Here is a 21,011-nt window from a genome sequence, read left to right as displayed (position 1 = left end):
AAAGCCGATCTTCATTCTTCGGTGCGATAGACCCGACTGGAATGTGTCATTCCCGGTCTCGCTTCGCTTGCCCGGAATGACGCGGATGATGAGCCGGGTCAGCCATTCATGAAGATCGCGCTCGTCGGCACGGGTTTCGTCGCCGACTACTACATGACGACGCTGGCCAACCATCCGAACCTGTCGCTCACCGGCGTCTGGGATCGCGATGCCGCGCGGCTGGAAGCCTTCCGCGCCTTCCACAAGGTCTCCGCCTATCCCGATCTCAACACCCTGCTGGCTGACCCCTCCGTCCAGATCGTCGTCAATCTGACGACGCCGGAAAGCCATTACGAGATCACCAGCCGCGCGCTCGCCGCCGGCAAGCATGTCTATTGCGAGAAGCCGCTGGCGATGGAGATGGCACAGGCGGAAGCGCTGCTCAGGCAGGCTGAAGCCGTCGGACTGACCCTCGCGACCGCGCCCGCCAACGGTCTCAGCGACGCCCATCGCCTGGTCGAGGATGCCCTGCATTCCGGCCGGATCGGGATGCCGCGATTGGTCTATGCGGCGATGGAGGACGGCCCCGTCTTCCGCGACAAATGGGCAAGCTGGCGCTCGCGCTCGGGCGCGCCCTGGCCGGGGCTCCACGAATTCGAGATCGGCTGCACGCTGGAACATGCCGGCTACGCGCTGTCCTGGCTGGTCACGCTGTTCGGGCCGGTCGAGAGCCTGACCGCCTTCTCGGCCGTAACCTTCCCTAGCAAAGGCCCGGGCACCGAACGGATCACGATGGCGCCGGATTTCTCCGTGGGCTGCCTGACATTTCGCTCGGGCGTGGTTGCAAGGCTGACCAACGGACTCGCCGCGCCGCGCGATCGCTCGCTACAGGTCTTCGCCGAGAAGGGCTCGCTGACGGTGCGCGACCTCTGGGACAACCGTTCCGTGGTCCATGTCGAGGAGACCGATGCGCCCCGGCCGCTGCTCGGGCGCATCCTGACGCGGGCGGAAGCGAAGCTCGGGCGCACGCTGCCCTGGAAGCCCGCTCCGGGACGTAAGCTGGCCTATCCGGCAGCACCGACGAGCAAGGCCCTGCCCGGGTACCCCTCGCAGATCGATTTCATGCGGGGCGTCGCGGATCAGGCCGAAGCGATCCGACGCGGAGAGGTGCCGCGCTTTTCGGGCGCGCTCGCCCTGCATATCACCGAACTCGCACTGGCCCTCAACAATGCCCGCGACCTAACCCAGCCCTATCGGCCGCGCTCGAGCTTCTGACGGCCGCCGAAGCCGGTTCTCTCAGCTCACTGTTCGGAACTGCTCGCGCTGCGCGAACAGCGAGGCCGTCCCGCCGGTATGGATGAGGCAGGCCGGCTCGTCCGACGGAATGGTGCCGTTCGCGACCAGATCGAGGAAACCGGCACAGGTCTTCGCCGTATAGACATGCTCGACCAGGATGCCTTCGGTCCGGGCGAAGGCGACGATCGCGGCTTCCGAGGCAGGCGTGGGCACACCCCAGCCGCCGCCGAGATGAGCCATGTGATAGTGCAGCGGTGCCTGATCGAGCCCGCCGACCGCCAGGCCTATTCGCCGGCCGATGCCGTCATAGATCCGGCGGATGCGCGCCTCCAGCTCGGCATGCTCGTATTCGACACTGACGAGATGGATCTGGAAGGGGTGCCCGAGCATGGCATTGCCGAAGATGAAGCCTGCCTCCGTCGGCCCCATCGAGCCGGCCAGGAAGACATGGCGGAGCGGCGCCGCTTCGCGCTGCGACTGCTCGTACAGTTCGTGGGCGGCCAGCACGTAGCCGAACGCGCCCAGAACGGCGTCGCCGACGATATAGGGCGTGCGCCCCTGCCGCGTCAGCTCCGCGGCGGCGGCCTTCATCGCCGCTCCGCGCTCCTCCTCGCCGACCGGACCGATGAAGCGGGTTTCCGCGCCGAACAGCCGGTTCAGGAAGGAGCGCTCGCGATTCGTAGGGCTGTCCTCGGCATTGTGGATGATCAGGCAGTCGAGCCCCGCCATCGAGGCGGCTGCGGCCGTCAGACGGCAGAGATTGGACGTCGCCCCGCCGGCGACGAGGACGATGTCGGCCCGCTCCCGGAGCGCGGCGCCCAGCCAGAATTCGAGGCTGCGCAGCTTGTTGCCGCCGAGCCCGATCTCCATCAGGTCGTCACGCTTGATGAAGAGGCCAGGCCGCCCGAGCGTCCGCTCGAAGCCGGAGAGCCGCTGCAGCGGCGTCGGCGACTTGACCAGATCGTGGCGCGGCTCGCGCAGGATGCTCTGCAAACCCGACATCAGCTCACCGCCCCCGGTCGCACCGGCCAGCAAGGCCGGCTTCACGCCGACCGCTTCTTCCGATCGTCCTTGCGCTGATCCGGCTCGACCGCCGACTTGGATGCCCGTGCCAGCGTCGCAATCGCCAAGGGCGGCTTGCCCGACTTCTCCGAGATAACACGATCCTGCTCCATGATCGCCTCCCGAGCGGGCTCATCGCCGTCGAGCCCGCCGAGCAACGCCGTCAGAACGCGCCGATTGGAGGTTCTCGATCCGTCTTCGTAGATGACATCGAACATGGTGAACTCGGTATCGAGCGCTTTGGATTTCGTGCGCTTGGCCATTCCTGCTTCCTTCTACGGAGCGTGCAAATCGTCACTCACGCTGATGCGCTTCTCTTGCTCCCGAGCAAGCTGCCGGATGATTCGCGGCGGTCGGCGGAGCAAGGGGCGATGTCGGCCCGGATGATGCAGCCCGCAAGGGCTCGCTCGCCCAGCTCCGTGCCTTCGATCGCGGCCGATTCGGGGGATCCGGCAAAGCCCGAGCGAATCACGTGAGGTGCGACGAACGACCATGCCATCACGTTTCAGTCCGCCTGGACCCGTGCACAATGTCGGGGCGGTTCGGAGTGCCGAACCTCAATGCCAGCCGGATCAGTGTTCACGGAAGAAATTTGGTGGAGCCAGGCGGAATCGAACCGCCGACCTCTTGAATGCCATTCAAGCGCTCTCCCAACTGAGCTATGGCCCCACTCGCGATGATCGGCTTGGGGACCGATCACCAACCGGATATTGGACCGCCTCGGCGGTTCCGTCCGGGCCGCCCTGTCGGCGACGAAGCGCTCTATAGGCGGCTCGGGCGGAAGACACAAGCGCCTAATGTCGCTTTGTCGTCATCTTTTTTCTGGGCTTGAAGATCAGTTGTCCTCGTCACCCTCGATGTCGCCATCGATCAGGTCGGATACGTCGTCGTCGCCTTCCTCATCCTCCTCCAGGAAGGTGTCGTCCTCGTCATCGCCGCCGACATCCTCGACCTCGATATCGTCCTCGCTGGTGACGACGGCCTCCTTCTCGGACGCCTCGGCATCGGCCTCGTCGAGCGAGACGAGTTCGACGGCGCTGTCGGCGGCCTCGGTCTCGTCCTCCTCATCGGGCTCCGGCTTCGGCGGCACGACCGCTTTCGCCTGCGGCTCGAACATCGCCCGCGGATAAGCCTGGCCCGTATAGGGCGAGACGATCGGGTCCTTGTCGAGGTCATAGAATTTGCGGCCCGTGACCGGGCAAACGCGCTTCGTTCCGAGTTCCGGTTTCGCCACTGCGTCGGACCTTCAACTATCATGTTTTGAAAAGCAGGCGCGTCCGTTAGTCGGGGTAGGCGGCGCTGTCAAATGTTGATTTGCGCAGGGCCGCAAAGCCGGACGCCCGAAGCGGCGTTTCAGCGCGCCGCCGCACCTCGCCTTGGCGCGCCGCGCGCGAGCATGCTACGGCCTTGCGCGCATTCCTTTTCGGCCCGCTTGCAGAGACCGCGCCCCGTGTCCCACGACCATGACCCCGTTCCCGTCACCGCCCGCACTGGGGGCCCGCTCAAGGGCCGCGTCCGCGTCCCCGGCGACAAGTCGATCTCGCACCGGGCGATGATCTTCGGCCTCCTGGCGATCGGCGAGACCAAGGTCACCGGACTGCTCGAAGGCGAGGACGTGATGCGCACCGCCGCGGCGGCGCGTGCGCTTGGCGCCATCGTCCATCATGACGGGCCGGGCGCCTGGCGGGTGCAGGGCGTCGGCGTCGGCGGCTTGCGCGAACCGGCCGACGTGCTCGATTTCGGCAATGCCGGCACTGGCTCGCGCCTGATGATGGGCGTCTGCGGCTCGCACCCGATCACCACGACTTTCGATGGCGACGCCTCGCTGCGCAAGCGGCCGATGCGGCGCATCCTCGACCCGCTCGAGCAGATGGGCACCGTCGTCGTCTCGCAGCAGGAAGGCGGGCGCGTCCCATTGACGCTGCGCGGCCCGAAGGAAGCGATCCCGATCACCTACCGCCCGCCGGTCGCCTCGGCGCAGATCAAGTCGGCCGTGCTTTTGGCCGCGCTCGCCGCGCCCGGCGAGACCACGGTGATCGAGGCGGAAGCGACCCGCGACCATACCGAGAAGATGCTCGCGCATTTCGGCGCCGAGATCACGGTGACGCCCGAGGGCGAACATGGCCGGCGCATCGTGCTGAAGGGCCAGCCGGAATTGAAGGCCGCGCCGATCGTCGTGCCGGCGGATCCGTCCTCCGCCGCCTTCCCGCTGGTCGCGGGGCTGATCGTGCCGGGCTCGGACATCCTCATCGAGAGCGTGATGACCAATCCGCTGCGCTCCGGCCTGCTCACCACGCTGCGCGAGATGGGCGCCGACATCACCGTCGAGCGCGAGGCCAACGAGGGCGGCGAGACGGTCTGCGACCTGCGCGTTCGCGCCTCCAGCCTCACGGGCGTGACGGTGCCGCCGGAGCGGGCGCCGGCGATGATCGACGAATACCCGGTGCTGGCGGTGGCCGCCTCCTTCGCGACGGGCACGACGCGGATGCGCGGCCTGCAGGAACTGCGCGTCAAGGAATCCGACCGCCTCGCCGCTGTCGAGGCCGGGCTGAAAGCGGCCGGCGTGACCTGCCGGATCGAGGGCGACGACCTCATCGTCGAGGGCTCGGGCGGTGGACCGGTGCGCGGCGGCGGGCCGATCGCGACCCATCTCGACCACCGCATCGCGATGAGCTTCCTCATCCTGGGACTGGCGACGCAACAGCCGGTCGTGGTCGATGACGGTGCCATGATCGCGACGAGCTTCCCGAGCTTCATCCCCCTGATGAACGGGCTCGGAGGCCAGATCGGATGAGCGCGACGGCGCGGCCCGGCCGCCTCGTCATCGCCGTGGACGGCCCGGCAGCGTCCGGCAAGGGCACGCTGGCGCGCCGGCTCGCCGCGCATTACGGCCTGCCCTATCTCGATACCGGCCTGCTCTACCGCATGGTGGCGCGCGCCATGCTCGATGCCGGCCACGACATCCACGACGCCATCGCAGCCGAGGCGATCGTCGGCAGCTTCGACGAGACCGCCTTCCCGGAAGAGCGTTTGCGCGGCCGCGAGATCGGCGAAGCCGCTTCCGTGGTCGCAGCCATGCCGGCAGTGCGTGCCGGCCTGCTGACCCGGCAGCGGCGCTTCGCGGCGCAACCGGGCGGGGCCGTGCTCGACGGGCGCGATATCGGCACGGTGATCTGCCCGGAGGCGCCGGCCAAGCTCTTCGTCACCGCGACGCCGGAGGTGCGTGCCGCGCGCCGGCACAAGGAGCTGGTCGGGCGCGGCGAGACTGTGACCTTCGACGGCATCCTCGCCGATATCCGCCGGCGCGATGCCCGCGATTCCGGCCGCAGCGACGCGCCGCTCAAGGCGGCTGATGATGCGGTCGTGCTCGACACTTCGGCGCTGACCGTCGAGGAGGCGGCCACTGCGGCGATCGGCATCGTCGAGGGCCGCCGCGCCGCCTGAGCCCGCCGCTCGCGAATTTGCTATCGAAACAGGCGGTGTCAGCCGGATTTTCCGGCTTGGCGCGCGTCTCCCCCAAGCGCACACTCCGTATCGCGAATAGGCGACGGAGGTGGCGATGCGGCGCTGGCTGTACGGTCTCTCATGTCTGGCAGCGGCGGCGCTGTGGCAGCCCGCCCTGCCACGAGCCCAGACGGCAGTGACACCGCCCGAAGAGGTCGATGTCGCGCTCGTGCTGGCCGTCGACGTCTCCTATTCGATGGATCTCGACGAACTCGCCCTGCAGCGCAACGGCTATATCGAGGCCTTCCGCTCCAAGCAGCTTCACGACGCCATCAACAAGGGCGCGATCGGCAAGATCGCCGTGACCTATTTCGAATGGGCCGGCGGCAGTTTCCAGTACATCGTCCGGCCCTGGAAGGTGATCGACGGCCCGGCCGCGGCGATGGCCTTCGCCGAGGAGCTGGGCGAGGCGCCGACGCGGCGCGGACGGCGCACCTCGATCTCGGGCGCGATCGATCTCGGCGTGCAACTGCTGGAGCAGTCGAATGTCAGCGCGATGCGGCGCGTGATCGACATCTCCGGCGACGGCGCCAATAATGACGGGCGTCCGGTGACCGCCGCCCGCGACGAGGCCGGCGCCAAGGGCATCGCCATCAACGGCCTGCCGGTGATGCTGAAGCAGGCCGGCTATTTCGACATCGACAATCTCGACACCTACTACACCGACTGCGTCATCACCGGCATCGGCGCCTTCGTCATCCCGATCCGCGAGAAGAGCCAGTTCGTCGAGGCGACGAAATCGAAGCTGCTGCGCGAGATCGCCGAGGCGCCGGCCGATGCGACTTTCCACAAGGCGCAATCCGGCAATATCGCGACCTGCCTCGCCGGCGAGCGGCAATGGCGCGACCGGATGGGGAATTGAGGGCGGCAGCCGCGTCGGAACCCAGCCGTCAGCCCGGGCTTGACCCGGGCATCTCATGACCAGGGCGCTCCGGAGCCTCTTCCGGCCTGGGATGCTCGGGTCTGCGCTTCGCTCCACCCGAGAATGACGCCAAGTCTCACGTCCCGCGTGGCTTCGCCCGCGTCGTGGGCAGCGCAGCGGCGGGATCGTCCGGCCAGAGATGACGGGGGTAGCGGCCCTTCATCTCCGATTTCACCGCAGCCCATGAGCCGCGCCAGAAGCCCGGCAGGTCGCGCGTGACCTGGATCGGGCGATGCGCAGGCGACAGCAGTTCCAGCACGAGCGGTACGCGCCCGCCGGCCAAGGCGGGATGCGTCGCGAGGCCGTAAAGCTCCTGCACGCGCACCGAAATGGTCGGGCCGGCCTCGGCCGCGTAGTCGACCGCGAACGAGGAACCGGTCGGTGCGATGAAATGGGTCGGCGCCTCCTGATCGAGCCGGCGCTTCATCTCCCAGGGCAGCAGCCCGGCCAACGCCGAATCGAGATCGGAAGGCTGGATCGCAGCGAGCGAGGCGCGGCCGAGGAGATGCGGCGCCAGCCAGAGCTCCGGGTCCTGCCCCAACCCATCGTCCGAGAGATCGGGCCAGCCGGTTTCCGGCTCGGCCTTGCGCAGGAAGGCGGCGCGCTCGCGCAACTGGTTCTGCCCCTTGGTCCAGGGCAGCAATCCAATGCCGAGCGGCGCGATGCCCTTCGCCAGCGCTTCGGCGTTTTCGGATGTATCCGCGACGGAGAGCGGCCTTTCCGAGAGCGCGAGCGCCCCGTAGCGACGCACGGCCCGGACGCGCAGGGCGCGGGCGGCGCGGTCGAAGCTCGCTTCCTCGCGCTCGGCGATCGCAAAGGGGGCAAGGCCATGGGAAACCAGCGCCGCGATCTCGGTTTCGCTGATGGCGGCGGCAGCCATGATGCGGGCCTGCTGGGCCGAGCCGGTCATCTCGGCCACGACGATATAGGGCTCGCGCGCCAGGCGCTGGGACGGCTCCAATGCCCCGCCGCGACCATTGGCGAGGAGATACTGGCCCGAACCCGGCGCGCGCGCCTTGGCGACGCGGTCGGGATAGGCGAAGGCGAGCAGGAAGCCGGGCGAGAGGGCTTCGCCGGTATCAACCCGATCCTTGCCGATGCTGCGCTCGGCGGTTCGTGCCCAGCCTTCGGCGAGGCGGCGCATGTCGCCGGCCCGGCCGCCGCGCTCGCGGTTGAAGCGTTCCAGGCGCTCGGCGAGATCGATGGCATCGCCGCCGAGACCTCGCTCGACCAGCACGGCAGCCAGATCGGCGGCGGCATCCGCCTGCCCGAAGCGCGCGGAAGCCACGATCATGCGGGCGAGGCGCGGCGGCAGCGGCAGCGCCTGCAGGGCGCGCCCTTCCGACGTGATGCGGCCATCGGCATCGAGCGCGCCGACTGCTTCCAGAAGGCCACGCGCTTCCTTGAGGGCCGGCGCGGGCGGCGGATCGAGGAAGGCCAGCGTGGTGGGATCGCCCACGCCCCAGGCAGCGCAATCAAGCAGGAGCGGGCTCAGGTCCGCGGAGAGGATTTCCGGCCGCGCGAAGGCTTCGAGCGCGCCGGTCGCGGCCTCCTCCCAGAGCCGATAGCATACGCCCGGCTCGGTGCGGCCGGCGCGGCCCCGGCGCTGGTCGGCGGCGGCGCGGCTGGCGCGGCGGGTCTCCAATCGGGTCACGCCGATATCGGGCTCGTAGACCGGCACGCGGGCGAGGCCGGAATCGATGACGACACGGACGCCCTCGATGGTCAGCGAGGTCTCGGCGATGGCGGTTGCAAGCACGATCTTGCGCCTGCCCACAGGCGCCGGCAGCACGGCGCGATCCTGCTCGCGCTGGTCGAGCGCACCATAGAGCGGGGCGATCTCGACGGCAGGATCGCGCAATCTCTCGCGAAGACGCTCCTCGACGCGGCGGATCTCGCCCTGTCCGGGCAGGAAGACGAGCTGCGAGCCCGGCTGCTCGTTCAGCGCCAGCAGGATCGTCTCGGTGACCTGATCCTCGATGCGCTTCAGCGGGTCGCGGCTGCGATAGCGCGTCTCGATCGGATAGGCGCGGCCCTCGCTTTCGATCACCGGGTCATCGCCCAGCAATTTCGCGACGCGGGCGCCATCCAAAGTAGCCGACATCACGAGGATGCGCAGGTCCTCGCGCAGGCCGCCTTGCGCATCGAGCGCCAGGGCGAGGCCGAAATCGGCATCGAGCGAGCGCTCGTGGAATTCGTCGAAAAGCACGGCGGCGACGCCGTCCAATGCGGGATCGTCGAGGATCATCCGGGCAAAGACGCCCTCGGTCACGACCTCGATGCGCGTCTTCGGGCCGATCTTCGAGCCGAGGCGCACGCGCAAGCCGACGGTTTCGCCGACGCGCTCGCCCAGCGTCTGCGCCATCCGGTTCGCCGCGCCCCGAGCTGCCAGGCGCCTCGGTTCGAGCACGATCAGCTTGCCGCCTTTGGTCCAGGGCTCGTCGAGGAGGGCGAGCGGCACGCGCGTGGTCTTGCCGGCGCCGGGCGGAGCGACCAGCACGGCGTTTGGCCGCGCCCTCAATGAGGAGGCGAGATCGCCGAGAACGGCGTCGATCGGAAGGGCGGTGTCGAAGGGGCGCATGCCCGGCCGATGTGGCGCAGGCGCGTGCCGCACGCAAGCCACTCGCCAGCCGGCCCGTCCCATGCTAACCGCTGCGGCATGACTGAGACCGGCCAGACCCGCATCCAGAACCGCTTCCAGGCCTGCGCCCGCGAGGGCCGGGCGGCGCTCGTGACCTTCGTCACCGCCGGCGATCCCGATTTCGAGACCTCCAGCGCGATCCTCGCGGCCCTGCCCGGAGCCGGCGCCGACGTGATCGAGCTCGGCGTGCCCTTCACCGATCCGATGGCGGACGGCGTGCCGGTCCAGCTCGCCGGCCAGCGCGCGCTCAAGGCCGGCCAGACGTTGCGCAAGACGCTTGCCATGGTCGAGAGCTTCCGCAAGGCCGGCCATGACACGCCGATCGTGCTGATGGGCTATTACAATCCGATCTACGCCTATGGCGTCGACGCCTTCCTCACGGACGCCCGCCGCGTCGGCATCGACGGCCTCATCGTCGTCGACCTGCCGCCGGAAGAGGACGAGGAGCTCTGCCTGCCGGCGCTGAAGGCCGGCGTCTCCTTCATCCGCCTGGCGACGCCGACGACCGACGACAAGCGCCTGCCCAAGGTGCTGCAGAACACCTCCGGCTTCGTCTATTACGTCTCGGTCACCGGCGTGACCGGCGGCGCCATCGCCGATTACGGCGCGGTCGGCGACGCGGTCGCCCGGATCAAGCGCCATACCGACCTGCCGGTCGCGGTCGGCTTCGGCGTCAAGACCGCCGAGGATGCGGCCACCATCGCCAAGCGGGCGGACGGCGTCGTCGTCGGCTCGGCCCTGGTCGAGCGCGTCCGCCTCTCGCTCGATGACCAGGGCAAGGCCACGGAAAAGACGGTTTCGGCTGTCACCTCGCTGGTCAGCGAGCTCGCCCAGGGCATCCGCTCCGTCGCCAAGGCGGCCTGAGCCCAAGGTTTCGTTCCATGGTCGCGCCGCTTGCCCGCCGGCAGGCGCGACCCCATTTTCGGCGTGACGGCGCGTAGTCGCCGACAAGCCCATCAGGGATTCATCCGATGAACTGGATTTCCGAAGTCGTCCGGCCGCGCATCAAGACGCTGTTCAAGCGCGAGAGCCCCGAGAACCTCTGGATCAAGTGCCCCGATTCCGGGCAGATGGTGTTTCATAAGGATGTCGAGGCCAATGGCTACGTCATCCCCGGCTCCGAGCACCACATGCGCGTCACCGCGCCGGAGCGGCTGCGGCTGACCTTCGACGACGGCAAGTGGCTCGATGTCGCCCTGCCTGAGGTCGCGATCGACCCGCTGAAGTTCCGCGACGAGAAGCGCTATGTCGACCGGCTGAAGGACGCCCGCGCCAAGACCGGCATGCAGGACGCCTTCAAGATCGGCTATGGCCGGGTCAAGGGCCTGCCGATGACGCTGGCCGTGCAGGATTTCCACTTCATGGGCGGCTCGCTCGGCATGGCCGCGGGCGAAGCCTTCGTGAAGGGCGCCGAGACCGCGCTCGACAAGAAGACGCCCTATGTCGTCTTCGCGGCGTCGGGCGGCGCGCGCATGCAGGAAGGCATCCTCTCGCTGATGCAGCTGCCGCGCACGACGGTCGCGGTCCGGCGCCTGCGGGCGGCCGGCCTGCCCTATTTCGTCGTGCTGACCAATCCGACCACCGGCGGCGTCACGGCTTCCTATGCGATGCTGGGCGATGTCCATATCGCCGAGCCCGGCGCGCTGATCGGCTTCGCCGGCCCGCGCGTGATCGAGCAGACGATCCGCGAGAAGCTGCCGGACGGCTTCCAGCGCTCCGAATATCTCAAGGATCACGGCATGGTCGATATGGTCGTGCATCGCCGCGACCTGCCGGAGACGCTCGCCCGGCTCGGCCGCCTGCTGACCAAGCAGCCGGCCGTGAAGGAAGAGGCTGCGCCGCCCGCTCGTCCGGTGGCCGAGGCCGTCTGAGGAATTCTGCGGCTGGGGGCCGTTACGCCATGGGGTCTTCCGACGCATTGCTTGCGCGCTTCATGGCGCTGCATCCCAAGCTGATCGACCTCTCGCTCGGCCGCATCCTCACCCTGCTCGAAAAGCTCGGCGACCCCCAGAAGAAGCTGCCGCCGGTGATCCATGTCGCCGGCACCAACGGCAAGGGCTCGACCATCGCCTTCATGCGGGCGATCCTCGAGGCGGCCGGCCTCTCCGTCCATGTCTATATCTCGCCGCATCTGGTGCGCTTCCATGAGCGCATCCGGCTGGGCGCGCCCGGCGGCGGGCGCTTCGTCGCCGAGGACAAGCTGGTCGAGGCGCTGGAGCGCTGCGAGGCGATCAATGCCGGCGATCCCATCACTTTCTTCGAGATGACGACGGCGGCGGGGCTGCTGCTCTTCTCCGAGCATCCGGCCGATGTGCTGCTGCTGGAGGTCGGGCTCGGCGGGCGTTTCGACGCGACCAATGTCATCGCGCACCCGGCCTGCACGGTGGTGACGCCGGTCTCGCTCGACCATTCCGAATATCTCGGCGACACCGTCACCAAGATTGCCGGCGAGAAGGCCGGCATCTTCAAGCGCGGCGCGCCAGCCGTGATCGCGCCGCAGGAGCCGGAGCCGACCGCGGTTCTGGAAGCCGCGGCCGAGCGCGCGGGAGCCTCGAAGATCCTGATCGGCGCGCAGGATTTTAACGTCCATGAGGCCGGCGGGCGGCTGGTCTACGAGGATCAGGACGGCTTGCTCGACCTGCCGCTGCCGCGTCTTTCGGGCCGGCATCAGCATATCAATGCCGGCACCGCGATCGCCGCACTGCGGGCGGCTGGCTACGGCGCCCTGCCGGCGCAAGCCTTCGAAGACGGGATGCGCAACGCCGACTGGCCGGCGCGGTTGCAGCGCCTGTCGCGCGGAGCGCTGGCCGAGATCGTGCCGGAGCGCGCCGAGCTCTGGCTCGATGGCGGCCACAATCCCGATGGCGGGCGCGTGCTCGCCCAGGCCATGGCCGATCTCGCCGATCGCAACCCCGCGCCGCTGGTGATGATCGCTGGCCTGCTCTCCACCAAGGATGCCGCCGCGACGCTCGGGCATTTCAAGGGGCTGGCGCAGGGACTCTACGCCGTTCCGATCCATAATTCGCTGGCCGCGCGCCCGGCCGAGGAGGTCGCGGAGGCCGCCCGCAGCGCAGGCCTTGCCGCCGAGGTCTCCAGCTCGGTGGAGCAGGCGCTGCGGACGATCGCGGCGCGCGACTGGCCCATGCCGCCGCGCATCCTGATCTGTGGCTCCCTCTATCTCGCGGGCGAAGTGCTCTCCGACAACGGCACGCCGCCGACCTAAGCCTTTCCGCATTTCGACCTGCCTTGGGGAAAGCCATGCCCGTTCCCGGACTGACGATCCTCGGCGCCACGCTGCTTTGCAGCCTGCTCGGCGGCTGCGTCACGACCGAGGGCAGCGCGCCCGGACAGGCCGACAGTACGGAGCGGGTCGCATCCGGCAAGCGCACCTTCCTGCAGAAGACCTTCATGACGATGGACGAGCGCTGCCGGCCGATCCCGCGCCCCAAGGGCGTGCTGACCGAGCCACCGCGGCACGGCAAGGTCCGGCTGGCGACCCGCAAGGCCGCGGCCGAATACGGGCCGGGCCCGTTCCAGCATTGCAACGGCAAGGTCGGACCATCTCTTGCCTTCGAATACACCTCGAAGCCCGGCTATCGCGGGGCCGACAGCTTCCTCGTGCGCATCCGCTACGATGACGGCGAAATCCGCTACGAGCGTTTCGAAATCGCGGTCGATTGAGGAGGGCCTGATGCAGCGCAGCTTCGGAACCTCAGGCTTGCTCGCCCCATCGATCGGCCAGGGCAGCTGGTATAGCGAGCAGGGCGACCGGCGCGAGGCGATCGCCGCATTCCGGCGCGGGCTCGATCTCGGGCTGACCCATATCGACACGGCCGAGATGTATGGCGACGGCCGCGCCGAGGCGCTGATCGGCGAGGCCATCGAAGGCCGGCGCGACGGGGTTTTCCTGGTCTCGAAGGTGCTGCCCCATAACGCCTCGCGGCAGGGCGTGCGCGCCGCCTGCGAGCGCTCGCTGAAGCAGCTCAGGACCGACCGGCTCGATTGCTATCTGCTGCACTGGCGCGGCCCACACCCGCTGCCTGAGACCTTCGCCGCCTTCGAGGCGCTGAAGCAGGAGGGCAAGATCCTGTCCTGGGGCGTCAGCAATTTCGACGAGGACGATCTCGACGAGGCGCTCGCCGCCGCCGGTAAGGGCAGGATCACCTGCAACCAGGTGCTCTACCATCTGCGCGAGCGCGCGATCGAGCATGCGGTGATCCCGTGGTGCGAGCAGAACGGCGTCGCCGTCGTCGCCTACAGCCCCTTCGGCCATGACGATTTCCCGCCCCCTGGCAGCGCGCAGGGCAAGGTTCTGGCCGAGATCGCGGCAAGCCAAGGCGCGACGCCCCGGCAGGTCGCGCTCGCCTTCCTGACCCGGCGCGACAGCGTGTTCGCGATCCCGAAGGCCGGCCGTGTCGCGCATGTCGAGGACAATGCCGGCGCTTTGAACCTCGCGCTGTCCGAAGCCGAGATCGCCCGGATCGACGCAGCCTTCCCGCGCGGTCGCAAGCCTGCTTCCCTGCCGATGATCTGACCGGCTGGAAACCACGTTGCGCCTTCCGGCTTTACAAGCCGGGGCCGTCGGCGCTTTCCTAGAGTCAAGGGCGGCGGCCACCAGAGCTCGACAACGCCTCATTCAGCAGTAGCGTCTTTCGGAGTGAGTGTGATGCGTCGCGTTCTCGGCATTCTGGCCGCCCTTTTCCTGTCAGCCTTCGCCGGCGCCGCCCATGCCGGCGTCGATGTCCGGGTCGATATCGTCGCCCAGCGCATGTCGGTGACCACCACCGACGGCGAGGTCTACGACTGGAAGATTTCCTCCGGCCGTAAGGGCTTCCGTTCGCCCAATGGCGTCTACCGCCCGACCCGGCTCGAGAAGAACTGGTACTCCCGCAAATATGGCGGCGCGATGCCCCATGCCGTGTTCTTCCGCGGCGGCTATGCGATCCATGGCACCACGGCCGTGGGCGCGCTCGGCCGCCCGGCCTCGCATGGCTGCATCCGCCTGCACCCGGCCAATGCCGCCAAGCTCTTTGCGCTGGTGAAGAAGCACGGCTCCAGCCAGACCAAGATCGCGCTCAACGGCGCGGCGCCCGACAATCTCTCGCGCTTCGCCAAGGCCGCCTCGCCATCGAAGGCCAAACTCGCTAAGGCGAGCCCGTCCAAGCAGACGATCGCCAAGGCCAAGCAGCGCCATCAGGCGACGAGCATCGCCCAGCAGCGGCGCGGCGGCGATTGGGAAGCGGCGCGCGGCCAGATCCTGCTGCGCCCCGCCCTCCCGGCCGGTGCCTATGGCTACCAGCCCTATTATCCGAGCGGCTACGGCTGGCGCTGAAAGCTAGATCGCCTCAGGCACGATCCTGAGCCAGCCTTCCAGCGTCTCGCCCGGCGCCAGGCGCTGGAGCGGTGCGGCGGCTCGTGCCGGCGGCTCACTCGGCGCGCCGATGGCGTGGCTCTGCGGCTCGACGCAAAGGAAATCCGCGCCCGCCGGTGCCCAGACCACCGGGCAGTTCAGGTTGTCGCTCGCGGTCAGCGTGATGGCGAGGCCGGTCGAGGGCGTCTCGATCCGGGCGGTGCCGTCCCAGCCGAGGAAGCTCCAGGCGGTCACCGTCTCCGCCCGGAAGGGGTGGGCCTCGGCATAGGGCCCGCGATCGGCGAAAGCCTGCTGGCCCGTCGCGCGGAAAGCCTCGCCGAAGACCAGCGCGCCGGTGCTGCGCATAACAAGGCGCGTGTCGGCGGCGCAGGGAAACCAGGGATGGTGTCCCATGCCGAACGGTAGTGCCGCTTCCGCCTCGTTGGTGATCGCCATCCGGATGGTCATACCGGCCTCGTCGAGGATGACGTCCTGCACCGCCCGGTAGCGATAGGGGTCTGCCCCCTCCGTCCGGCGATGTTCGAGCACGGTATGGCTGCGGTCATACCGCAGGACATCCCAGGCCGCCTGCCAGCCGAAACCGTGGATGGCGCCGCCGGGGTCGTTCTGCGGAACGAGGAAGCGCTGCTCGCCGTCGTCGACGACGCAATCGAAGGCGCGGTTGGCGAAGGGCAGCAGTGCCCAGGTGCCGAAGAAATTCGGTGAGACCGTGCCAGGCTGCCGTCCGGCCGGCGGATAGAGCACGTCTTGGCCATGCCAGCTAAGGGAAGAGACGATGCCACCCGCCTCGGGATGGATGACGGCGTCGAGGCCGCCCGCTTTCAGTTCGAGCATCCGGCTTGTCCGATTCGTCCGCGCCATCAAGACCTGCAGCGTTGCCGGGAAGTCGGACCTTGCACAAGGCTTCCAAGCGACGGCTCTTGACCGGGCTGGGCACGATGGAGACAGTCGCGCGCCATTGCCGGAGCCTGCCATGCCCAAACCTCTGATCGCGCTCGACTGGGGAACGACCCGCGCGCGTGCCTTCCTGATCTCGGGTACGGGGGAGGTGCTGGAGCGGCGCATCGCCGATCGCGGCATCCAGTCGGTTCCGGCCGGCGGCTATCCGGAGGCCTTCGCAGAGCTCGCCGGCGACTTCCGCGAGACGGCGCCCGATGCCGCGATCGTGCTCGCCGGCATGGTCGGCAGCCGCAATGGCTGGATCGAGGCGCGCTATGTCCCCTGCCCGGCCTCGCCGGCCGAGATCGCGGCCAACGCGATCAAGGCCGCGATCGATGCCGCGACGACGGCGACGATCCTGCCCGGCCTGAGCTGCGACGACGGCGCCTTCGACGTGATGCGCGGCGAGGAGACCCTGATCGTCGGCCTCGGCCTGAGCGACGGCATCGCCTGCCTGCCCGGCACCCATTCGAAATGGGCCGAGATCCGGCAGGGCCGCATCACCCGCTTCGCCAGCTTCATGACGGGCGAGATCTACGGTCTCCTGCGCAACGATTCGATTCTCGCCCGGCTCGCCGAAGCCCCTTCGGACGCGGACGCCGTGGATGGCGCCACGCGTGGCCGCGCTGCGGCCGGCCGACCCGGCGGCCTGCTCAACACCGCTTTCGCCGCCCGCACCGAGGTTCTCGCCGGCCGGATGCCGGGCGGCGCAGTCGGGCCCTATCTCTCGGCGCTGCTGGTCGGGCAGGAGATCGCGGGGGCGGAGGCCCTGTTCGGCAAGGGCCAGACTATCCATCTCGTTGCGGACGGCGCCCTGGCCGAGAGCTATGGCGCCGGCCTGCAGGCACGGGGCCATGCCATTCAGTTGATCTCGCCCGAAGCCGCCTTCGTCGCGGGCGTCCGGCGGCTCGCGGCCGATCTCCCGGCATGATCGTCGTCTTCGGCTCGATCAATATCGATCTCGTCACGCCGGTCGAGCGCCTGCCGGGGCCGGGCGAGACCGTACTCGGCCCGGGCTATGCCCTGCATCCCGGCGGCAAGGGGGCGAACCAGGCGCTCGCCGCGCGGCGCGCCGGCGCAGATGTCGTGCTCGTCGGCGCGACCGGGCGGGACAGGTTCAGCGATGCCGCGCTGGCGCTGCTCACCGCCGAGGGCGTCGATCTCGATCATGTCGCACAGGTCGACGAGCCGACGGGCGCCGCCTTCATCGCGACGGACCGGGAGGGCGCCAACCAGATCATCGTCGCGGCCGGCGCCAATGCCGTTGTGCGGCCGGATGCCTTGCGGCAGCTCGAGCTCGCGGCGGAGGATATCCTGCTGCTGCAGCGCGAGGTTCCCGAGGAGGCCTGCCTGGAGGCTGCCCTTGCGATGAAGCGGGCTGGCGGGCGCGTGATCCTCAACCTCGCCCCGGCCGAGGCGCCTTCAGCCGCCCTGCTCGACCAGCTCGACATGCTGATCGTCAACGAGCACGAGGCGGTGGTTCTGGCGCAGGCTCTCGGCTGGCCGGAGCGGGATCCGGATGCGATCGCGCGCCGGCTCGACGGCGAGCGGCGCATCGCCACGATCGCGACGCTGGGGGCTGCCGGGGTCGTCGCCTGGATCGGCGGCACCCGGCACCGGCTCGCTGCACCGGAGGTCGCAGTCATCGACACCGTCGCGGCAGGAGACAGCTTCACCGGCGCCTTCGCCGCCGCACTCGCGGCCGGCAAGGGCGTGCCGGACGCGCTGCGCGACGGACTGGCCGCCGGCTCGCTCGCCTGCACGCGACGGGGAGCCCAGCCAAGCATCCCCCATGCAGCCGAGATCGCGGCACTGGCCGCCAGGCTTGCCGACGAATCCGGCCGGTAAGCCCGGATTAAGCCTGTCGGCATTCGCCTTGCGCCTCGCGCCCTGGTTGCGCGCAAATGCGTGCAACCTCTTCACCCTTCGTCAGGGCTCTCTCCCTCATCGTGGCCGAACCGGCAGAAGGACCGGAGGGACCGTGACGACATCACCATTGATCTGGGCGTTGAGCGTGGCCGGTGCCACCGCGGTCGGGGCATTGTCCTATACGCACCTGCTCGCCCCGCGCATGGTGGACGAAGCGCCTGCCGTCGCGGTCGCCGCAACCCCGCAGAGGGCGCCCGGACCGCGTGTGCCCACGACGCTCGCCGTCGCGGCCGATTATCGCGGGCACTATATCGTGCACCCTTCGGTCGAGAACTATCGCATCAAGATGATGGTCGATACCGGCGCCAGCGTCGTGGCGCTGACCGCAGCCGATGCGCGTGCGCTCGGAATCAGGGAGGATGCCTCGGCGCGCAAGGTCATGCTCGGGACCGCCAACGGTACGGTCATCGGCTACCGCACGGTCCTGCGGGAAATCCGGCTCGGCGAGATCGTCGTCCGCAATGTCGACGCCGTCGTCCTGCCCGAGAGCGCGCTCTCGATCAGCCTGCTGGGCAACTCCTTCCTCAGCAAGCTGCTGGGCTATGAGGTCCAGACCGGGCGCATGGTGCTGCGCGGCTAGAGCCGTTCCAGCAAAGTGCACAGCGGCTTTTGCCTTCGCAACTGCGTAGAATGTGACCTGACAGGGCGTCGAAAGCGAGCCCGAGCTCGCCGGCGGCGCACCACGGGCCGGGCCAGGCGCCGCCGACCGTCTCAGTTGAAGGGCTGGCAGGCGTTGGTGCCGGTCCGGGTCACCTGTTCGATATTCGCGGTGCCGCCGGCCACGCCATTGCGCGGGCGCGCATAGATCGGGCTGTCGCCGAGCGTGAACGATCCGGTGAGGACATAGCCGATAGCCGGCGTGTATCTGTAGCTCGAGCGCGCCATGATGACCGAGGTATTCGCAACCCGGACGCTGTCGGGAACTGTGACCGTAGCTCCCCTGGCCGGCGCGGTGCCATTGCGCTGATTGCTCCAGCAGACCCGCGCAACACCGGCCGAGTCGATCACGACGCTGGCGATGACCATGGAGGCCTTGCTGTTGTCATAAGGCATCAGGATCGTCTGCGCGGCGTTGAAGATGTTGTCGATATCCGTGGTCGAGACCGTCTGAACACGCGCCGTGAGATCGCTGAGAGCCGATGTCAGCTGCGTCACCTTGCGGTTGATCATCACAAGCTGCACCACCTCCACCATTCCGATATAGGCGACGAGCATCACCGGCAGCGTCATGGCGAACTCGACCAGCGCCACACCTTCCCGATCGCGGCAGAACCGGCGCCAGATGCGCAGACCTGTCTTTTTCCGCATGCCCATCATTCCCGATCAAGACCCTGCAGGAGGAGTCGCGCCGGACGCGACGAAGGGCTCGGCCCGGAAGGCCATGCTCACGACGATACCCCGCCGGCCCGACCCGGGGGGGCCGATGTTGGCCAGCCCGGTCGAGGCCCAGCCCGTCAGGAAAAGCTTGTAGTCGAGCACCGCGCGCACCACGACGATGTCGTTCCCCTGCGGCTGGATGTAGCCGAAGCTGGTCGTATTGAGGCTTCCGCCCGCAAGAGGATCGCTTCCCGATGTTCCGGACGTCGCAGCGGAGAAGCTGTTGTAGACGCGGACGTCGATATACAGCTTCGAGCAATCGATGAGCCCTATCGGCGCGCGGGCGCAGACGTTGTCGCGGAACTTCGTGGCATTCACTGCGCCGGTGGCCCCGGTGTAGAGCGTGCGCGACTGCCCCGTGATCAACGAGCGCGAGACCTGCGACAGCGTCTCCTCCAGGATCTGACTGGTCCAGAACATCAGGGCCGTCTCGAAGATCGCGAAGAGAAGCGCAAAGAACGGCACCGCAGCGAATCCGAACTCTACGGCAGCCACCCCGTCCTGGGAGCGACGGAAACGCCGGAGCAGCAGACAGCGAAAGCCGCGGCGCGGCGCCACACGATCCGGCAAGGGGCTATTTTTTGTTCGGTCGAACATCCATTTGCCTCGTCGAGCTTCAGCCCAGGCTAGAAAGCTCTACCGCAAAAGAATTTCCGATCGGTTAGGGGCGCCACCGGCCAACCGGAAACGGCATGAAGCTTTCGCTAACCATGGCGTCGCGCACGAGCGCGCGTCTCGCGCGCGTACTTGATCCGTAGGGCAGCCGCCGGGTCTGCCTAGTTGCGCGCGCCACCCGCCGCGAGCGCGTTGCGCGCAGCGACCTGCCCGGTGGTGCGCTCGAAGAAGCCCGGCGCATCGCCCATCTGGATCGAAGGCTCGCAATTCGGAGTGCAGGCATAGCTCTCGCGGTCCATGCCCCGTTGGACCGTCAGAACCTCGTCGGAGGCCGCGCCGACCCGCACCATCGATTCCGCCAGGAGCGTTCCGTTGGCATCCAGCGCGATCAGGTTGGTGACGCCGAAGCTCTTGCCGGTGACGATCATGACGCCGTTGCGCTGCACCGCCACATCCGCGATGGCGGGATTGCCGACGACGACTGTCTGAGCCTTCTCGGGCAGGCGCACGACCTTGGCGTGGTCGACGAGGACCATCACGCTTTCGGATTTCCCGTGCCGCGGCGCGGCCGCAGCGGCGCCGCACAGGGCCACCGAAAGGGCTATCGCGGCCATCCAGCGAGTAAGCCAACGGCGCCCTTCAGGAGCACGAATGATCAACATGGCGGCGCCTCAAGCTTTACGACCTCCTCAATGAAGCCCAAAATGATGAATCAAACCCTAAGCGCGTGGCTGGCAGCGATCTCACACGGCTGAACCCACCATACCGCAGCGGAATATCGCCGGATCCGAGCGCTTACCCTCGCATGAATTGAAAATAAATCGACCTTACACGGTCAATTAAACACCTTGTTTACCGATAAAATCTCGCCAATCCGGCTTTATTCATAAGCTCATTTTCAGCTTATGCCTGCTAAAGCGAGCGTTAACCACAGATAAAACGCGTCACGAAACAGGCCAATTCTTCGATCCTCTTAACCGATCAGCAAGACGAGCGGGCTAGTGTCGTTCCTGTCGCTGACCGAAGCCACCTCAGAGCACAGGCAGCCGTCAAACCGTGGTGTAAAGGAGTTTCAGCATGACCAATCTTTTCGCTCGCTTCGTCAAGGACGAGTCCGGCGCCACCGCCATCGAGTACGGCCTGATCGCGGCCCTCGTCGCCGTCGCCGCTATCGGCGCCATGACCACGCTCGGTGGGAACCTGAAGAGCCTGTTCACCGATATCGGCACCGAGCTCGCCAAGCGTCCGACGTAAAGCCGCGGCCGGGTATCAGCACCGACATCGCGAATTCTCGCCAATCTTCGGTGCGAGCAATCTCAAAACGCCCCGGCCAAACCGGGGCGTTCTGCCATTTCCGCAACATTTTCGCCAAGCCT

The 21,011-nt window shown here is 68.1% G+C and carries 22 protein-coding genes and 1 tRNA gene; 14 read left to right on the top strand and 9 right to left on the bottom strand.

Annotated features, from left to right (window positions below; translation table 11 throughout):
- Positions 1-108 precede the first annotated feature (108 nt).
- Positions 109-1,254, top strand: a complete 1,146-nt coding sequence (locus tag ACFJGT_RS25945; protein WP_377844364.1) for a Gfo/Idh/MocA family protein — start codon at positions 109-111, stop codon at positions 1,252-1,254.
- A 21-nt stretch (positions 1,255-1,275) separates the two neighbouring features.
- On the opposite strand, the gene ACFJGT_RS25940 is transcribed toward ACFJGT_RS25945, so the two are convergent.
- From ACFJGT_RS25940 to ACFJGT_RS25925, 4 genes are all read right to left on the bottom strand, one after another.
- A complete protein-coding gene (locus ACFJGT_RS25940) occupies positions 1,276-2,322 on the bottom strand; it encodes a pyridoxal-phosphate dependent enzyme (RefSeq protein WP_377844362.1) in 1,047 nt (348 codons plus the stop codon).
- Positions 2,319-2,600: a hypothetical protein gene (locus tag ACFJGT_RS25935; RefSeq protein WP_377844361.1), complete on the bottom strand. Its 282-nt coding sequence runs from the start codon at positions 2,598-2,600 to the stop codon at positions 2,319-2,321. Before ACFJGT_RS25935 ends, ACFJGT_RS25940 begins: the two co-directional genes overlap by 4 nt.
- 330 nt (positions 2,601-2,930) lie before the next feature.
- Positions 2,931-3,006 (bottom strand) — tRNA-Ala (locus ACFJGT_RS25930).
- Positions 3,007-3,172: 166 nt separating this feature from the next.
- Positions 3,173-3,571 carry a TIGR02300 family protein gene (locus tag ACFJGT_RS25925; protein WP_377844358.1) on the bottom strand — a complete coding sequence of 133 codons (399 nt, stop codon included), beginning with the start codon at positions 3,569-3,571 and terminating at the stop codon, positions 3,173-3,175.
- Between the two features lie 216 nt (positions 3,572-3,787).
- Here ACFJGT_RS25925 and aroA point away from each other — a divergent pair, with 216 nt between their 5' ends.
- The 3 genes from aroA (at position 3,788) to ACFJGT_RS25910 (ending at position 6,703) form a co-directional block, all read left to right on the top strand.
- Positions 3,788-5,131, top strand: coding sequence for a 3-phosphoshikimate 1-carboxyvinyltransferase (gene aroA, locus ACFJGT_RS25920; protein ID WP_377844356.1), 1,344 nt, complete (start codon positions 3,788-3,790; stop codon positions 5,129-5,131).
- Positions 5,128-5,781: a (d)CMP kinase gene (gene cmk / locus ACFJGT_RS25915; RefSeq protein WP_377844354.1), complete on the top strand. Its 654-nt coding sequence runs from the start codon at positions 5,128-5,130 to the stop codon at positions 5,779-5,781. The genes aroA and cmk overlap by 4 nt, the downstream gene beginning before the upstream one ends.
- A 115-nt stretch (positions 5,782-5,896) precedes the next feature.
- On the top strand, positions 5,897-6,703 hold the full coding sequence (locus ACFJGT_RS25910; RefSeq protein WP_377844352.1) for a DUF1194 domain-containing protein: 807 nt from the start codon (positions 5,897-5,899) through the stop codon (positions 6,701-6,703).
- A 136-nt stretch (positions 6,704-6,839) separates the two neighbouring features.
- Here the strand turns inward: ACFJGT_RS25910 and hrpB are convergent, their stop codons facing one another.
- On the bottom strand, positions 6,840-9,344 hold the full coding sequence (hrpB, locus tag ACFJGT_RS25905) for an ATP-dependent helicase HrpB (RefSeq protein ID WP_377844350.1): 2,505 nt from the start codon (positions 9,342-9,344) through the stop codon (positions 6,840-6,842).
- Positions 9,345-9,422: 78 nt separating this feature from the next.
- On the opposite strand from hrpB, the gene trpA reads away from it, so the two are divergent.
- The 6 genes from trpA (at position 9,423) to ACFJGT_RS25875 (ending at position 14,736) form a co-directional block, all read left to right on the top strand.
- Positions 9,423-10,268 carry a tryptophan synthase subunit alpha gene (trpA, locus tag ACFJGT_RS25900; protein ID WP_377844348.1) on the top strand — a complete coding sequence of 282 codons (846 nt, stop codon included), beginning with the start codon at positions 9,423-9,425 and terminating at the stop codon, positions 10,266-10,268.
- Between the two features lie 107 nt (positions 10,269-10,375).
- Entirely contained in the window at positions 10,376-11,275 is a 900-nt protein-coding gene (gene accD, locus ACFJGT_RS25895; RefSeq protein ID WP_377844345.1) for an acetyl-CoA carboxylase, carboxyltransferase subunit beta, read from the top strand.
- A gap of 29 nt (positions 11,276-11,304) precedes the next feature.
- Positions 11,305-12,627, top strand: coding sequence for a bifunctional folylpolyglutamate synthase/dihydrofolate synthase (locus ACFJGT_RS25890; RefSeq protein ID WP_377844342.1), 1,323 nt, complete (start codon positions 11,305-11,307; stop codon positions 12,625-12,627).
- 35 nt (positions 12,628-12,662) lie between these two features.
- Positions 12,663-13,085 carry a hypothetical protein gene (locus ACFJGT_RS25885; protein ID WP_377844340.1) on the top strand — a complete coding sequence of 141 codons (423 nt, stop codon included), beginning with the start codon at positions 12,663-12,665 and terminating at the stop codon, positions 13,083-13,085.
- 10 nt (positions 13,086-13,095) lie between these two features.
- Entirely contained in the window at positions 13,096-13,938 is an 843-nt protein-coding gene (locus tag ACFJGT_RS25880) for an aldo/keto reductase (protein ID WP_377844338.1), read from the top strand.
- Positions 13,939-14,070: 132 nt separating this feature from the next.
- Positions 14,071-14,736, top strand: a complete 666-nt coding sequence (locus tag ACFJGT_RS25875) for a L,D-transpeptidase (RefSeq protein WP_377844336.1) — start codon at positions 14,071-14,073, stop codon at positions 14,734-14,736.
- 3 nt (positions 14,737-14,739) lie between these two features.
- On the opposite strand, the gene ACFJGT_RS25870 is transcribed toward ACFJGT_RS25875, so the two are convergent.
- A complete protein-coding gene (locus ACFJGT_RS25870) occupies positions 14,740-15,609 on the bottom strand; it encodes a hypothetical protein (RefSeq protein ID WP_377844334.1) in 870 nt (289 codons plus the stop codon).
- 139 nt (positions 15,610-15,748) lie between these two features.
- Between ACFJGT_RS25870 and ACFJGT_RS25865 the strand changes: the two genes are divergently transcribed.
- The 3 genes from ACFJGT_RS25865 to ACFJGT_RS25855 all read left to right on the top strand — a co-directional run bounded on the left by ACFJGT_RS25865 (position 15,749) and on the right by ACFJGT_RS25855 (position 18,223).
- On the top strand, positions 15,749-16,645 hold the full coding sequence (locus ACFJGT_RS25865; protein ID WP_377844332.1) for a 2-dehydro-3-deoxygalactonokinase: 897 nt from the start codon (positions 15,749-15,751) through the stop codon (positions 16,643-16,645).
- The gene (locus ACFJGT_RS25860; RefSeq protein ID WP_377844330.1) at positions 16,642-17,562 is read left to right on the top strand and encodes a ribokinase; all 921 of its coding nucleotides are present in this window, start codon (positions 16,642-16,644) and stop codon (positions 17,560-17,562) included. Before ACFJGT_RS25865 ends, ACFJGT_RS25860 begins: the two co-directional genes overlap by 4 nt.
- 133 nt (positions 17,563-17,695) lie before the next feature.
- Positions 17,696-18,223, top strand: a complete 528-nt coding sequence (locus ACFJGT_RS25855; protein ID WP_377844328.1) for a TIGR02281 family clan AA aspartic protease — start codon at positions 17,696-17,698, stop codon at positions 18,221-18,223.
- A 131-nt stretch (positions 18,224-18,354) separates the two neighbouring features.
- Here ACFJGT_RS25855 and ACFJGT_RS25850 read toward each other — a convergent pair whose 3' ends face one another.
- The 3 genes from ACFJGT_RS25850 to ACFJGT_RS25840 all read right to left on the bottom strand — a co-directional run bounded on the left by ACFJGT_RS25850 (position 18,355) and on the right by ACFJGT_RS25840 (position 20,249).
- Positions 18,355-18,951 (bottom strand): TadE/TadG family type IV pilus assembly protein, encoded by a 597-nt coding sequence (locus ACFJGT_RS25850; protein WP_377844325.1) that lies wholly within the window; start codon positions 18,949-18,951, stop codon positions 18,355-18,357.
- Between the two features lie 15 nt (positions 18,952-18,966).
- Complete coding sequence (locus tag ACFJGT_RS25845; protein ID WP_377844322.1) at positions 18,967-19,617, bottom strand: TadE/TadG family type IV pilus assembly protein; 651 nt, start codon at positions 19,615-19,617, stop codon at positions 18,967-18,969.
- A 179-nt stretch (positions 19,618-19,796) separates the two neighbouring features.
- Positions 19,797-20,249 carry a pilus assembly protein N-terminal domain-containing protein gene (locus ACFJGT_RS25840; RefSeq protein ID WP_377844320.1) on the bottom strand — a complete coding sequence of 151 codons (453 nt, stop codon included), beginning with the start codon at positions 20,247-20,249 and terminating at the stop codon, positions 19,797-19,799.
- Positions 20,250-20,712: 463 nt separating this feature from the next.
- Between ACFJGT_RS25840 and ACFJGT_RS25835 the strand changes: the two genes are divergently transcribed.
- The gene (locus ACFJGT_RS25835; protein ID WP_377844318.1) at positions 20,713-20,889 is read left to right on the top strand and encodes a Flp family type IVb pilin; all 177 of its coding nucleotides are present in this window, start codon (positions 20,713-20,715) and stop codon (positions 20,887-20,889) included.
- Positions 20,890-21,011: the final 122 nt, after the last annotated feature.

Source organism: Allobosea sp. UC22_33 (assembly GCF_042700715.1).
Taxonomy (GTDB): domain Bacteria; phylum Pseudomonadota; class Alphaproteobacteria; order Rhizobiales; family Beijerinckiaceae; genus Allobosea.
Note: the sequence above shows the minus strand (reverse complement) of the source record. Positions and strands in the feature narration are given on the sequence as shown.

Excerpts from the sequence above, each read along its gene's own strand:
- ACFJGT_RS25945 (WP_377844364.1), top strand. The coding sequence starts at position 109 with ATGAAGATCGCGCTCGTCGGCACGGGTTTCGTCGCCGACTACTACATG.
- ACFJGT_RS25935 (WP_377844361.1), bottom strand. The coding sequence starts at position 2,600 with ATGGCCAAGCGCACGAAATCCAAAGCGCTCGATACCGAGTTCACCATG.
- cmk (WP_377844354.1), top strand. The coding sequence starts at position 5,128 with ATGAGCGCGACGGCGCGGCCCGGCCGCCTCGTCATCGCCGTGGACGGC.
- ACFJGT_RS25910 (WP_377844352.1), top strand. The coding sequence starts at position 5,897 with ATGCGGCGCTGGCTGTACGGTCTCTCATGTCTGGCAGCGGCGGCGCTG.
- hrpB (WP_377844350.1), bottom strand. The coding sequence starts at position 9,344 with ATGCGCCCCTTCGACACCGCCCTTCCGATCGACGCCGTTCTCGGCGAT.
- trpA (WP_377844348.1), top strand. The coding sequence starts at position 9,423 with ATGACTGAGACCGGCCAGACCCGCATCCAGAACCGCTTCCAGGCCTGC.
- accD (WP_377844345.1), top strand. The coding sequence starts at position 10,376 with ATGAACTGGATTTCCGAAGTCGTCCGGCCGCGCATCAAGACGCTGTTC.
- ACFJGT_RS25890 (WP_377844342.1), top strand. The coding sequence starts at position 11,305 with ATGGGGTCTTCCGACGCATTGCTTGCGCGCTTCATGGCGCTGCATCCC.
- ACFJGT_RS25885 (WP_377844340.1), top strand. The coding sequence starts at position 12,663 with ATGCCCGTTCCCGGACTGACGATCCTCGGCGCCACGCTGCTTTGCAGC.
- ACFJGT_RS25880 (WP_377844338.1), top strand. The coding sequence starts at position 13,096 with ATGCAGCGCAGCTTCGGAACCTCAGGCTTGCTCGCCCCATCGATCGGC.
- ACFJGT_RS25875 (WP_377844336.1), top strand. The coding sequence starts at position 14,071 with ATGCGTCGCGTTCTCGGCATTCTGGCCGCCCTTTTCCTGTCAGCCTTC.
- ACFJGT_RS25870 (WP_377844334.1), bottom strand. The coding sequence starts at position 15,609 with ATGCTCGAACTGAAAGCGGGCGGCCTCGACGCCGTCATCCATCCCGAG.
- ACFJGT_RS25865 (WP_377844332.1), top strand. The coding sequence starts at position 15,749 with ATGCCCAAACCTCTGATCGCGCTCGACTGGGGAACGACCCGCGCGCGT.
- ACFJGT_RS25860 (WP_377844330.1), top strand. The coding sequence starts at position 16,642 with ATGATCGTCGTCTTCGGCTCGATCAATATCGATCTCGTCACGCCGGTC.
- ACFJGT_RS25850 (WP_377844325.1), bottom strand. The coding sequence starts at position 18,951 with ATGCGGAAAAAGACAGGTCTGCGCATCTGGCGCCGGTTCTGCCGCGAT.
- ACFJGT_RS25845 (WP_377844322.1), bottom strand. The coding sequence starts at position 19,617 with ATGTTCGACCGAACAAAAAATAGCCCCTTGCCGGATCGTGTGGCGCCG.
- ACFJGT_RS25840 (WP_377844320.1), bottom strand. The coding sequence starts at position 20,249 with ATGGCCGCGATAGCCCTTTCGGTGGCCCTGTGCGGCGCCGCTGCGGCC.
- ACFJGT_RS25835 (WP_377844318.1), top strand. The coding sequence starts at position 20,713 with ATGACCAATCTTTTCGCTCGCTTCGTCAAGGACGAGTCCGGCGCCACC.